The sequence below is a fragment of the Bacteroidales bacterium genome, from assembly GCA_021648725.1.
In the GTDB taxonomy this organism is placed as follows: Bacteria; Bacteroidota; Bacteroidia; order Bacteroidales; family JAADGE01; genus JAADGE01.
In genome coordinates this window covers 160,037-173,338 of record JAKISF010000001.1, presented here as the reverse complement: position 1 = coordinate 173,338, position 13,302 = coordinate 160,037, and the positions used below count along the sequence as shown (strand labels likewise).

Below are 13,302 nucleotides of genomic sequence, written 5' to 3'. Positions count from 1 at the left end.
AATTTAAAATTTTCGGGTTAATTTTATTCCGAAATTAAAATCCCTATGCAAAAAAAAAACATACTAATACTTTTATTGTTAATATCTGCTTTCACTTTCAAAAGTGCTGCCCAAAAAAAAACACCTCCTGAAAAACCGAAACTGATAGTCAGTATTGTTGTAGAAGGCATGAGGTATGATTACCTGTATAAATATTGGGATAAATTCAGCGAAGGGGGCTTTAAAAAACTCGTTAACAAAGGTATGTTTTACAGAAATGCCGAATATGAATATCTTTACACAAAATCATCCTCCGGCTATGCAACATTGGTTACCGGCTCAAACCCTTCACAACACGGCATTGTAAATGATTGGTGGTATAAACGTCTTTCAAACAAAAAAGTATATTGCGTTTATGATAAAAACGTAACAGCACTCGGAACCGATTCCGAAAATTATAAAAACTCACCGAAATCATTACTTGCATCAACTTTCTCTGACGAATTAAGGCTCTCAAATTTCAAACAATCAAAAGTTATAAGTATTTCACCTAAAGATTATGCAGCCGTATTACCTGCAGGACATCTCGGAAATGCTGCTTACTGGTTTGATAAAAAAACAGGAAACTGGATTTCAAGCAGTTATTATTTTCCGCAACTTCCGAAATGGGTAAACAGATTTAACAGTAAAAAATTTCCCGATATTTATTTATTTAAAGAATGGGATACTTTTTTGCCGAAAGAAAAATACAATGAATGCTTAGGTGATGATAACTCTTTTGAAATAGGTTATTTAGGAGGTCACAATACTTTTCCGTATCAACTTCCGATGTTAAAAAAAGATGCAGGCAATTACGATATTCTTAATTATACTCCTTTCGGAAATACATATACAAAAGATTTTGCCGTATCGGCTATTGTAAATGAAAATCTCGGAAAAGATGAATATTGCGATTATTTAAATATAAGTTTTACGGCAAGTTCAAATATTACAAAAAAATTCAGCATTCGTTCTATGGAAATTGCAGACACCTACATAAGGTTAGACCGTGATTTACAGCATTTTATAAATTTTATTGACGATTTTGTCGGAATTGAAAATACGGTTATAATACTTATTTCCGACAGAGGTTCAACCGATTCTCCCAGATTATTGAAAAATATTAATATGCCCGGCGGTTATTTTAAAGATAAAAACGCCGAAACCCTAATAAAAAGTTTTGTAAAAGCAATATATAATAACGATAATTTCATTGAATATTTTGACGGTTCTTATATGTACTTAAACCGAAACAGAATTGAAGACGAAAAATTTAAATTAGCCGAAATTCAAAATAAAATTGCAAGTTTTATTGTTGATTTTACCGGTGTTGCAAATAGTGTAACTTCAAACGATTTAGAAAGCAGAAATTATACATCGGGAATGTTAATGAGAGCACAAAACAGTTATCATAAAAAACGTTCGGGCGACATTTCAATTATTTTAGAACCCGGTTATGTTCCCGGCAGCGACAATGAATACGGCTCAGGTTACAGAAATTTCACAAATGTTCCTCTGATTTTCTACGGTTGGAAAATAAAAGCGGGAGAAAGCTATAAATCTGTTTCAATTACAGATGTTGCTCCTACACTTGCACGATTTCTGCAAATTGCATATCCTAACGCTTCAACAGGTAAAGTTTTGGAAGAATTATTTTAATAACAAATAGTTTATAGAATCGGGACCTTCATTAAACAACAAATCTAATATTGATAAATTCGGTATAAAGTCGAACTTTTCAAAAAACACTTGCGTATATCTTTTTACGACAAATTTATTGCATGCTGTTAGAAAACTTTTCTTCGGATGAATTGAACTTCTGAAATCCGAATAATTATAAGTGGTTTTATATTCATTCGTTAAAGTTATTTTCTTTTTAATTTGCAGTTCTTCCAAAATTGTCATAATAATTTCCAAATTCAAATCAAATAAAAATTTATACTTTTTTTCAAAAAAAGGCAACAAAGCATCAATATAAAATTCATAAAAAGGAGAAGAAAGGTATGCAGCCTGCAAACTTTTTAAATGAATGTTTTGCCAATCGTTTTTATAATCAATCTTTACGTCTTTAATTAATTGTTTATTACCTGACTTTTTTATTATCGGAATACTTAGAGTTTGTTTTACGTTCGAAGACAATATCTCGCAACGATTTCTGTATGACTGCTTTGTGTAGTTTTCATTTTGTTCAATAATATTTTCTTCAGAATTAATTAACTCTGAAAAATATTGTACCGGCGGAAAATATGCAATTGAAAATATAGCCATTACTAAAAATAATAATTCTCAAAAGTAATAAATTAGCATGATTTCAAAAAAAACAAAATTATTCTTATTTATAATTTGTCTAAATAAGAATAATTTCATACATTTGCATCTGTAAATATTTTATTCATATAAATAACTTTAAAAAAATAGATTATGGCAGTTTTAACAGGGAAAAAAGCTCCTTTATTTACGGCTCCGGCTGTATCAAACGGAGGCGAAATGATAGACGCATTCAAATTAGAAGATTATATAGGAAAGAAATATGTTGTTCTTTTCTTTTATCCTGCAGATTTTACTTTTGTATGTCCCACGGAAATTATTGCATTCCAAGAAAAAATGGAAGAATTTGACAAAAGAAACGTTCAAGTAATAGGAGTATCAACCGATTCTCAATTCTCACACTGGAAATGGTTACAAACCGAATTAAACGACGGCGGAATTAAAGGTGTAAAATATCCTTTGGTTGCAGATCAAAATAAAACAATTTCATTAGATTATGATGTTCTTGCAGGAAATTATGATTTTGAAGAAGGTTCTGATGATTACAAAATGGTTTTTAACGGAACACCTATGGCATACAGAGGCTTATTTTTAATTGATAAAGAAGGAACGGTTCAGCACCAAGTTGTAAACAATATGCCTTTGGGAAGAAGCATTAACGAAACATTAAGAATGATTGATGCTTTACAATATTTTGAAAAAAACGGTGAAGTTTGTCCGGCAGACTGGAAACAAGGCGACGAAGGATTAGTTGCAACACAAGTAGGAATTGCTGAATATCTCGGCAAAAAATAATTAGTTATCAATACAAATTTTAAGACCGCTGTTTTAGGCGGTCTTTTTTATTAATATTGTCGGGTGTAAGAAATAAAACTAAAACCTGAAATAAACCGTACAAACTTTATTTTTTAACTGTTTTTTGTTTAACCGAGAATTTTTCGCATGTTTATTAAGTTGGCAATATTTTATTGCTTAATAAATTTTGTGTTAAAAAATTCATTGGCAGAATCGGTAATTCTTACAAAATACAATCCTTTCACTAAATTACTGATGTCAATTGTATTTTCTTCAAAATTATTTTTAACAAATACTTGCTTACCTTGTATATTATATATTGAAATTGTATAATTTTCAGCAGGATTTTTATTATAATCTATATGCAAAAAATTACTTGCCGGATTAGGATATATATTTATTTCAAATTTTTCGGGTTTCGAAATTCCGGCATAAACTTCACCGAAAACAGGCCTTATCATTACGGAACCTTCAATTAATGACGGAATCCATTCGCCCGAGATATTATAAAATAAGTTTTCGTTCTTAATATTGTTATAATCAAAACCTATATTTAATTTATCATCGGTTGTTTGTGTCCAACCTATAAAAATTGTTCCTTCCAAAAAAACAGGTTCTTCAAATTTGTAATATATAAATTTATTAAGTTCATCGTCATATTCAGGAAGTTGCCCTTCAAACGAAATTATTGTTGTGTCGGGTTTTCCGTCGTTACCTTGATTCCAAACATTCAGCCAAAAATATTTTTGACTTGCATCTTGAAATGTTTGCGTAAAATACATTTTCACACCTTGTATATAATCTGCTTTTAAAGGAGTAAATTTATATGCAACAGAACCGTATTTTGTTCCGTTTCCGAAAATTCCGTAACCGGCTTCTGCACTTCCGTCGTCATAAGCATAATAATCTCTGAACTTTTGTGTATATTTTATTACATTATTTTGTGCCGAATCAAAAGAACTTGTAACTATTCTTGCTTGAAGTTCAAAATCACAGAAGTAATCATTATTGTAAGGAAATAAAAAAGGATGCCCGATAATATCATTTGCTTGTCTTGAAAAAGCTGTCGGGAAAAAAGTTCCTGCAAAATAGTTTTGTGTTGCGGCATTTCCGCTTAAATCTGTTAAAGAAAAATTAAGGCTGTCGATTATTCTAATAACATTATCGTTATTCATAAATTCAATTGATATTTTATCTTTTACATCTTGTGAAGATAATGATTTATAATGCGACCAAGGAACTGCTTCAAAATTATTTATAAGAGAACGAAACGGTTTTGTAAAAGCAATATCGTGAAAAATATTATCGTTTTCTGTTCTGTCTTTATTCAAATAAACATAATCAATATGCCAAAAATCACAATTACCTGCTAAACTCGGGTATGTAGCAGAGCCGAAACTTGCAATATTTTTAAATCTGAATTTAAAACCGTCTTTCAAAAACTTATCATCAATAACATTTATTATAACAAATTGAAATTCCGGATTATTATTTCCTTCTTTCGACCATATTTGATACCAAGCATCTTCTTCGGATGCATAAAATTCCAATATTAATGAATCTTGTGTTTCAGGTTCTGCACCTACATCTCCGAAATCTTCATCAACACTCGGTCTGTAATAAAAACTTAAATATATTGAATTTTCACTCGGATAATTCAAGTTAATTGCTTGCGAGGTAAGCGTATCTGCAAAAAACGGTGTTAAATAATCGGCATGTTCATATACCGTACCTTTATCATTAATCGCATCAAAAGTTGCAACACCTATTGAGGGAGAGTTTGATACTAATGTTGAATTAATATAAACATAATTATCTTGCCACAGTTCAGCTTTCGGATAAATTTGACTGTCGGAAAAATCGTCCCAAAAAGGAAGTTCTAAAGAACTTTTTATTTCTTTTTCGGCATTACGGTTTTGCTTTGATTTTTCTTTAATTTGTGCATTTACGGTAACTCCTGATATATATTCTTGTGCAAGAACAAAGTTTAAATTTATGAATAAAAACAGAGTTATAAATACAAAAAGTCTTTTCATGTTCTTAAAATATATAGCAAAAACGACAAATTAATAATATTATTACTAATTACTCAGGAATTGTATCAGTAATCATGCTCAGAACAATATCAATTTCATTTCCGGGTTGAGAAGATATATTTGCTTTAGGTCTTTGCCGTAAAACTCTTGCCGAAACGGAATCGTTATATGAAATAACTGTTTCGTCATAAAGTACGGTTCCTATATTCATCATAAATTCGGCAGCTTCCAATTCTGCGTTTTCTAATGTTAATCCGTATAAATCAGGCGTTATTGTTCTTCCCATATCTTCCGACCTTCCGAGTACAAGTTCTATTTCTGCTCCTTGCGGGATTTCAGTTCCTGCCGCAATAGGAAAATCTCTGTATTTTTGTTCAAGAACAACATTATCATAAATTGAAGGTTCGTAAGTAATTTTACCTATCCTTAAACCGTAAGTTTCAATATCAGATTTTGCTTGTACTAATGTTGTATGAATAAAATCGGGCATTTTTATTATTTTCGGAGAAACAGATTTTATTGTGATAAAAATTTTCCTGTGAGATTTTACCTTAAAATCAGGCGGAGGGTTTTGGTCAATAACTGTCCCTCTCCTCCCGAGTCCGTTATAAACAGAATCAATAACTTCAATTTTGAGGTTTAAATCATCTCCTTTTTTAAGAGCTTGGTTTACCGTTAAACCCGTAAAATCAGGTAAAGAAAATGCTTCTCCGTGATTTGTTGAAATTCTTAATGATAAAAATGTTATTGAAATAACTGCTATTATAAATAAAACTGCTATTCCGTACTGAATTAAAAACTTTTTACTAAAAATAACTTTAAAGAAACCTTTTATTTTCATGTGACTTTTATATTAATGCTTACTTTTTGTTTAAGATTTTGTAAGAATATTGAAAAGAAGCACAATTTTACAAAAAAATATTAAATAAATCGAATTTGAATTTTTGAATTTTTTAATATATATGCAAGAATAAGAAATAAGTTTATTTAAATTTGTCGAAATTTTATTGAGAAATGACCGAAAATAAATATAATTTCAATCCTGAGACATTGGATTTTGAAGAAAAATCAATGCCAAAATCAAAACGTTTATTGATTTCGGGAATATCAATTTTCATAGGAGCAATTTTTATTTTTATTATAATTTTTATTGCGTTCTCATATTATTTTGAAGCAAAAAACTCAAAACAAACTGAAGCGGAATATGCAATTTTAGAAGAGCAATATAAAAACTTACTGGACAGGAAAAAGCAAAACGATGAATATTTAAACGAGTTGGTAGAAAAAGATAAGAAAATTTATCAAGCCGTATTTAAAAGCGAGCCGGATAACAGTGTTTTTGAAAGAAAAAATCCTTACACAAAATTTTCGGATGTTGATGTTAATATAGTAATACAACAAAATAACGAAAGGATGTCTTCTTTTGAAAAAGAAACAGATACACAACGAAAAGAGTATAAAAAAATATTGAATATCCTAAAGTCTTCAAAATCCGAGGAATTAATGCGTATTCCTGCTATTCAACCAATTTTCAATAAAAACTTAAAGTTTCCTGTTTACGGTTTCGGCAAGCGAATTGATCAAGTTTATAAATCATTGGTTTTTCACCCCGGAATAGATTATGCCGCTCCTGAAGGAACAGCTGTTTTTGCAACTGCTGACGGAAAAATTGAACAAGCAGGCACAAAAAGGGGTTTAGGAAAACGCATTATTATCAATCACGAAAACGGATATAAAACTATTTATGCTCATTTGGGAAGAATAAATGTAAGCAAAGGAAAGAAAATAAAAAGGGGAGATAAAATAGGTTCGATAGGCATGACAGGAAAATCATTAATACCTCATTTGCATTATGAATTGCATTATAACGGCAAACCGATTAATCCGGTAAATTATTTTTTTATTGATTTATCTCCGGAAGAATTTTATCAAATAAGATTGCTTTCTGCAAAATCGGGTCTCAGTTTAGATTAATTTGAGTCGAATCTTACTTCGGCACCTTCAACATATCTTCTTATTTTGTATTTATCGCCTTCGTTTATCGGGTTCATTCTCAAATCAATGAGCCTTATATTTGTGCAACTTGAAATTTCTTGCGGTAATGTTTTTATTTTATTAGCGAATAAATTAAGGATTGATAATGACTCCATTCCTGCAATTTCGGCAGGTATATCGGTTAATTGATTTCCGAACAAATCAAATTCCTCCACAAAAACCAAGTTTTGAATATCCGGAGGTAATGTTTTAATTTTATTATCGCTGATTGATAACTTATTCAAACCGGGAATATTCATAAGGCTTAAAGGAATTTCCTCAAACTTATTTGAACTTAAATCAATTATTATTAAATATTGCAAATTTTCGATACTTGCGGGCAAGTCTGTCAAAAAGTTACCTCTTACGTCAATATCTGAGAGGTTCGAGATGTTTCCTATTTCAGAAGGTAATGAATCAAGATTATTGTTTCCTGCAGAAAACTTTATCAAATTATCCATATTACTTATTTCGGCAGGTATTGAACTTAAGTTTACATTTTGGCTTACATCAAATTCGGTAACATTTTTCAGCTTTCCGATTGATGCCGGTAAACTTTCCAGTTTATTTTTTGCTGCATATAAAGTTACAAGTTTTTTTAAGTTTCCTATTTCTTCAGGAAGTTGAGTTATGCTGTTTTCTTCAATACTTAATACTTCTAAATTCTCAAGATTCCCTATTTCGGGCGGTAATGAAGTTAAATTATTTTGTCTGAAGTCTATATATTCTAATTTTTTAAGTTCTCCTATCTCATGCGGTATTTCGCTTAATTGATTGTCTCTCATATCAAGCATTTTTAAATACTTGAGGTCTTTTATTGATTTAGGAATATATGTTATGCTGTTTCGTGCTAATTTTAATATTTCTAAGTTAGTTAATCGACCTAAAAATGAAGGAATATTTGTAATATTATTTTCTTCTAAATTAAGTGATTGAAGATTTGAAAGCATCTTTAATTCATTCGGAATTACGGGTGTATTTATCAAAGTGAGAATATATACTTTTTCAGGATTTTTTAAAGCTTCTTCCATTGATGTAAATTCAATTGCTTCCTGCAACTCTGCTGTATTTAACTTCATATTAACCTCGCAACTTTTTAAAGAGTCTCTTAATTGCTTAACTTGATAATACGGAATTTTATTTCCTCTTAAATCAATATATTTTAATGCTGTCATTTCTAACAGACCTTTCGGAACGGCTTTTAATTTGTTGAATCCGAAATTTAAATACGGTATATTTGTTTCTTTATAAATTACAGGATGAATTATTGCGATTTTATTATACTCGAGGTTAAGAGTCTGCAATTTATTCATATCTTTAATTTTCTCACTTAATTCTACTATCCTGTTATTGTTAAGATACAGCTCTTTCAGATTTATATTTTTTGTGACATTTTTAGGAAATTCAGTAATTTTATTTTTATTTAAATATAGTACTTCTAAATTCAACATTTTAGCGAAAGACGGAACTTCAATAATTTTATTTTCGCCAAGATTCAGTTTTTTAATTTGTTCAAGCTTGAGTAATTCTTTCGGAATTTCTAATATCCTGTTATGTCGAAGATTTAATTCGGTTAGTGAAGTTAGTCCTATAAAATCTTTCGGTAATGATGTAATTTTGTTATTTCTTAAATTTAATTTTTTCAAACTTTTTAAATTCCCGAAGCCTGACGGTAATTCTTTAATTTGATTATCTTCAATAATTAAAGTTTCTAATTTTGTTAGCTTTGTAATTCCTGACGGCAATTTTTTCAGGTTATTAAAACTAATATCCAAATACTTTAAGTTTACTAACTTTCCTATATCTTTAGGCAAAGTTCCCAGAAAAGCACTGTTTAAATCCAAGGAATCAACACTTTCGGGATCGGTAAGTGCTACATTTATGTTATAATATACTTGTGCATTTAAAAAAAATGAACTTAAACTTAAAATAACAACCAAAAAAAATCTCATATGTGTTTTCATTAGAAAAGTATTATAATTTATCGCCTTAAATAATTTAAAAATATTATTTCCTGAAATCGTATTAAATTTCAAGCCACTAAAGTATAGTTTTTTATGATTTTATTCAATTTTAATTCCTAAAAAAGTAATATCGTCTCTTTGGTAAACATCTTTTTTGTGTGAATTAAGAAGTTTAATCATTATTTCTTTTTGTTGTTTAAGGGGTAATAAGCCTATTTTATTAAGAAGCCCTGCAACACCGGCACTTCCTATTTTTTTCCCTTCGGGAGAGTCTTGGTCAATGTAACCGTCGGTTAATAAATACAACATATCATTTTGTTCTAATCGAAAAGATTTATTTGAAAATTCTGCATCATCATAATAATGTCCGCCTATTGTTTTTACGTCTCCTCTTATTTTTATAAGTTTCTTTTGCTTTGTTTTATAATAATATACTGATTGCTTTGCACCGCTGAAAACAATATTGACAGAACTGTTTGATTTTTTTTCAATTCTGCATAACGAAATGTCCATACCGTCTTTATTGCCGGATAAGTTTTGTTTAAGTGCGATTTTAACAGAAACGTGCATTTGTTCTAAAATATCGGCAGGGTCTGATATATTTTTTTCGTTTACTATAAAATTCAAAAGCCTTGCTCCTATCATACTCATAAATGCACCGGGAACACCGTGTCCGGTGCAATCAACAACTGCAAAGAATGTGTAAGGACTGTTTTTTTGATCTGAAAACCAATAAAAATCGCCCGAAACGATATCTTTAGGTAAATATACAAGAAAAAAATCATGATTTTTTCTCATTGTTAGGGGTGCCGGTAAAATTGCTTTTTGAATTGTTTGAGCATAACGCAAACTGGAATCAATTTCTTCTTTTTGTTTTTCCAGTTCGTAATTTTTTTGTTCTAAAATTCGTCCGGTTTTCACTTTTTCGGAAACATCTGTGTCAATCACTATTAAATTCATAATATTTCCGGATAAATCCGTAACAGCTTTTATATTTGTTTGAATCCAAATTTTTTCGCCTTTTTTATTAAATGTTGAAAACTCATAGCTGCCCGATGTTTTATATTTAATACATTTTTTAATTACTTTTGACATAGTATCGTAATTACTTGATTTTTTTGAAGCATCGAGAATACCGGGATATTTTGCTCTGAATTCCTCAAAATTAACATCATATAATCTGTCAAATCCTTTATTCCCCCATTCAAAGTTGCCGTTTTTATCAAGTATTACAACTGCATTATCTGTTTCGTCAATTGCTGTTTTAAGTTGCATTAAATCATCGTTTATTGCATATAGCTGCTCTGTTTGATTTTTTATTTCTTCATTTTGCAAGGTTATTTCATAGTTTTTTTTGAGCAATATTTGTCGGTTTTTTTGCAATAAAGCAGTAGCTTTTCTATTTTTTCTTAATTGTATTTGAACAATTAAAAATGAAATTATTCCTATAATTACAAAAAATATAGTTCCGATAATATAAAACTTATTTTTTTTAAGTTTTTGTTCTTGCTTTTCGGCTTTAATTTTATTTAGTTCTGTTTCTGCATTTAATCTTTTTAATTCTTTTTCTTGTGATTCAAAGTCGAATTTTGCTTTTTGTTTTGCAATTTTATCGTTTATTTCTGTATTATGTAAACTGTCTTTCAATTGTGTGAAAATTTTATAATTCTTTAACGCAGTACCATAATTTCCTGTTGCTTCGTAATATTGAGATTTTACTTCATAAAATTCAGGAAATAATAACTTCTCCAGTTGATTATTCAACAATGAATCTGCCTGTTTAATATAATAAAATGCAGAATTGAATTTCTTATTCTTTATCAATACTTTTGCTAAATATATGTTTATAGTTACTTTATTTTTGTAGTTTCCGCCTTCAGAAAAAAGTTCGTAAGCAAGATTATAGTACTTCTCAGCTTTTAAATAATCTTTTGTTAAAAAATACACTTCTCCTATATTTTCGTATGTAAGAGCAAGTCCGTATTTTCCGCTGATAATTTTTTTAAGTTTTAATGCTTTGAAAAAATACTCTAATGCTTTATCATATTCTTCTTTATAAGTATAAATAACCCCGATATTAGCATAGGCTCTTGATTTATGTGCAATACTGTTAGTTTTATTTGCAAAAGCTAAAACTTTCAAATAATACTCATACGCCAAATCATAATCATTTAAATTTCTATACAGTAAACCTATATTATTGAAACAAGCCATCAAACCTAATGTATCATTCAATTGTTGATGAAGATTTAAACTCTGCATCTGAATTTCCAAACTTTCATCAAAATTTCCTGTCTCTTCATAAACAATTCCCAAGTTATTCATAGCAGCAGCCTGTTTATCTTTTAGTCCGGCTTTTTTACATAATTCTATACAAGCTTTAAAACTTTCAATAGATTTTTTATAATTCCCTATATTCCTGTAAACTAATGCAATCATTTTTAAAGCATCGGCTTTATATTGAAAACTTTTATTTTTATTACTAAGCTCTTCTAATTGCCGGAATATAAATATTGAAGAATCGTTATTGTTTAAATAATAAAACGAAAGTCCCTTTACCCATAATACTTTCATATATTCTTCCGAATCTTCATCTTCTGTTAAACTAATAATATTGTTAAGTATTATTAAAGAACTGTCCGGATTTATTTTTGATAAAGAATCTGCAATTGAAATTAGTTTTTCTGTTTCCTGAAGTGAATGTTGTTGGGACATTACTTCTTTTTCAACAAAAAAAACCAGTAATATTACAGGCATAATCTTGAAAAGAATGTATTTTAGGTTAGTTTTAAGCATTTCAGCTAATATAAATATAAAAAAGCTTAGTTCATAATTAATTTTATAATTTATTATTTTTATTTGATTCCGATATTATTCTATATCAGCTCTGCAACTATAAACGTACTGCCGCCTATTAGTATTAAATCTGAACTTTCTGCGTTTTGCTTTGCTGCAATAAAAGCATCTTTTGTTTTTAAATAAATATCTCCGTTTAAACAATGTTGCTCTGCTTTTTCCTTTAATAATTCAACATTTAATGCTCTCGGAATATCTGCCTGCGTAAAATAATAAACGGCATTCTTAGGTAAAAGTGTCAAAACGGAATCAATATTTTTATCATTCACAGTTCCGAAAACAAAATGCAGTTTTTTATATGCAATTGCTTTCAACTGTTTTAATATTTCTTTTATTCCTGCAACATTATGTCCCGTATCTGCTACAATTAACGGATTATGCCCTAAAATATGCCACCTTCCTGCAAATCCGGTATTTTTTCTTACATTTAAAATACCTGCAAAAATGTTTTTTTTAGAAATCTGAAAACTTTCCGGTAATAAATCTATTATTTTTAAAGAAGTAATAATATTTTTTTTCTGATATAACCCGATTAAATCTGTTGTTAAATTTTTATAAGTTAATTCTTTATTCTTCTCAACATTAAAAACTTGTTTGTAATCTTTATTTAAAAGAGCATAATTTATTTTATATTGAGAGTCTGCAAAATAAATAGGAGCATTTACACTTTCTGCTTTTTTGACAAAAACTTTTTTGCTTTCAGAACTTGTTTCTCCTATTACCACAGGGATTCTTTCTTTAATAATTCCCGCTTTTTCAAAAGCAATTTCTTCAACTGTTTCTCCTAAAAATTGAGTATGGTCTAAACTTATATTCGTTATTGCCGTTAAAATGGGGTTTAAAATATTCGTAGAATCCAGTCTGCCTCCCATTCCTGTTTCAATAATTGCAATATCAACTTCTTTTTCTGCAAAATAATTAAAAGCCATTGCTACAGTCATCTCAAAAAAAGAAGGTTTTATTCTTTCAAAAATGCTTTTATTCTCTTTCACGAAAAATATAACTTCTTGTTCAGAAATTATTTTACCGTTTATTCTGATACGTTCTCTGAAATCCTTTAAATGCGGCGATGTATATAACCCTGTTTTATATCCTGCTGATTGTAAAACAGATGCAAGAATATGAGAAACCGAACCTTTACCGTTTGTACCTGCAATATGTACACTTTTAAATCTATTTTGAGGACTTTTCAAATGTTTGCATAAAGCTTTTATATTTTTTAAATCTTTTTTAAAAGCTGTTTTCCCTTGTCTTTGGTACATCGGAAGTTGACTAAAAAGCCATTTTATTGTTTCGTTATAATTCATTAAATTTTGTTTTGTCCGAATACT

At 29.3% G+C, this 13,302-nt stretch carries 9 protein-coding genes; 3 read left to right on the top strand and 6 right to left on the bottom strand.

Features of this window, described 5'->3' with window-relative positions; translation table 11 throughout:
* Positions 1-45: 45 nt before the first annotated feature.
* Positions 46-1,677: an alkaline phosphatase family protein gene (locus tag L3J35_00670; protein ID MCF6364692.1), complete on the top strand. Its 1,632-nt coding sequence runs from the start codon at positions 46-48 to the stop codon at positions 1,675-1,677.
* On the opposite strand, the gene L3J35_00665 is transcribed toward L3J35_00670, so the two are convergent.
* On the bottom strand, positions 1,669-2,286 hold the full coding sequence (locus L3J35_00665) for a WbqC family protein (protein ID MCF6364691.1): 618 nt from the start codon (positions 2,284-2,286) through the stop codon (positions 1,669-1,671). The genes L3J35_00670 and L3J35_00665 overlap by 9 nt on opposite strands.
* 153 nt (positions 2,287-2,439) lie before the next feature.
* Between L3J35_00665 and L3J35_00660 the strand changes: the two genes are divergently transcribed.
* Positions 2,440-3,081 (top strand): peroxiredoxin, encoded by a 642-nt coding sequence (locus tag L3J35_00660; GenBank protein ID MCF6364690.1) that lies wholly within the window; start codon positions 2,440-2,442, stop codon positions 3,079-3,081.
* A gap of 170 nt (positions 3,082-3,251) precedes the next feature.
* Here L3J35_00660 and L3J35_00655 read toward each other — a convergent pair whose 3' ends face one another.
* Complete coding sequence (locus tag L3J35_00655; protein MCF6364689.1) at positions 3,252-5,117, bottom strand: T9SS type A sorting domain-containing protein; 1,866 nt, start codon at positions 5,115-5,117, stop codon at positions 3,252-3,254.
* A gap of 49 nt (positions 5,118-5,166) precedes the next feature.
* Positions 5,167-5,958, bottom strand: coding sequence for a PASTA domain-containing protein (locus tag L3J35_00650; protein ID MCF6364688.1), 792 nt, complete (start codon positions 5,956-5,958; stop codon positions 5,167-5,169).
* Positions 5,959-6,131: 173 nt separating this feature from the next.
* On the opposite strand from L3J35_00650, the gene L3J35_00645 reads away from it, so the two are divergent.
* On the top strand, positions 6,132-7,091 hold the full coding sequence (locus tag L3J35_00645; GenBank protein ID MCF6364687.1) for a M23 family metallopeptidase: 960 nt from the start codon (positions 6,132-6,134) through the stop codon (positions 7,089-7,091).
* Here L3J35_00645 and L3J35_00640 read toward each other — a convergent pair.
* The 3 genes from L3J35_00640 to L3J35_00630 form a co-directional block, all read right to left on the bottom strand.
* On the bottom strand, positions 7,088-9,115 hold the full coding sequence (locus L3J35_00640; protein ID MCF6364686.1) for a leucine-rich repeat domain-containing protein: 2,028 nt from the start codon (positions 9,113-9,115) through the stop codon (positions 7,088-7,090). The genes L3J35_00645 and L3J35_00640 overlap by 4 nt on opposite strands.
* A 99-nt stretch (positions 9,116-9,214) precedes the next feature.
* Complete coding sequence (locus tag L3J35_00635) at positions 9,215-11,872, bottom strand: tetratricopeptide repeat protein (protein ID MCF6364685.1); 2,658 nt, start codon at positions 11,870-11,872, stop codon at positions 9,215-9,217.
* A gap of 119 nt (positions 11,873-11,991) precedes the next feature.
* On the bottom strand, positions 11,992-13,278 hold the full coding sequence (locus L3J35_00630; protein MCF6364684.1) for a bifunctional folylpolyglutamate synthase/dihydrofolate synthase: 1,287 nt from the start codon (positions 13,276-13,278) through the stop codon (positions 11,992-11,994).
* Positions 13,279-13,302 lie beyond the last annotated feature (24 nt).

What these genes read in the sequence shown, in the direction of transcription:
- L3J35_00670 (MCF6364692.1), top strand. Translation starts at nt 46, where the DNA reads ATGCAAAAAAAAAACATACTAATACTTTTATTGTTAATATCTGCTTTC.
- L3J35_00645 (MCF6364687.1), top strand. Translation starts at nt 6,132, where the DNA reads ATGACCGAAAATAAATATAATTTCAATCCTGAGACATTGGATTTTGAA.
- L3J35_00655 (MCF6364689.1), bottom strand. Translation starts at nt 5,117, where the DNA reads ATGAAAAGACTTTTTGTATTTATAACTCTGTTTTTATTCATAAATTTA.
- L3J35_00665 (MCF6364691.1), bottom strand. Translation starts at nt 2,286, where the DNA reads ATGGCTATATTTTCAATTGCATATTTTCCGCCGGTACAATATTTTTCA.
- L3J35_00630 (MCF6364684.1), bottom strand. Translation starts at nt 13,278, where the DNA reads ATGAATTATAACGAAACAATAAAATGGCTTTTTAGTCAACTTCCGATG.
- L3J35_00635 (MCF6364685.1), bottom strand. Translation starts at nt 11,872, where the DNA reads ATGCCTGTAATATTACTGGTTTTTTTTGTTGAAAAAGAAGTAATGTCC.
- L3J35_00640 (MCF6364686.1), bottom strand. Translation starts at nt 9,115, where the DNA reads ATGAAAACACATATGAGATTTTTTTTGGTTGTTATTTTAAGTTTAAGT.
- L3J35_00650 (MCF6364688.1), bottom strand. Translation starts at nt 5,958, where the DNA reads ATGAAAATAAAAGGTTTCTTTAAAGTTATTTTTAGTAAAAAGTTTTTA.
- L3J35_00660 (MCF6364690.1), top strand. Translation starts at nt 2,440, where the DNA reads ATGGCAGTTTTAACAGGGAAAAAAGCTCCTTTATTTACGGCTCCGGCT.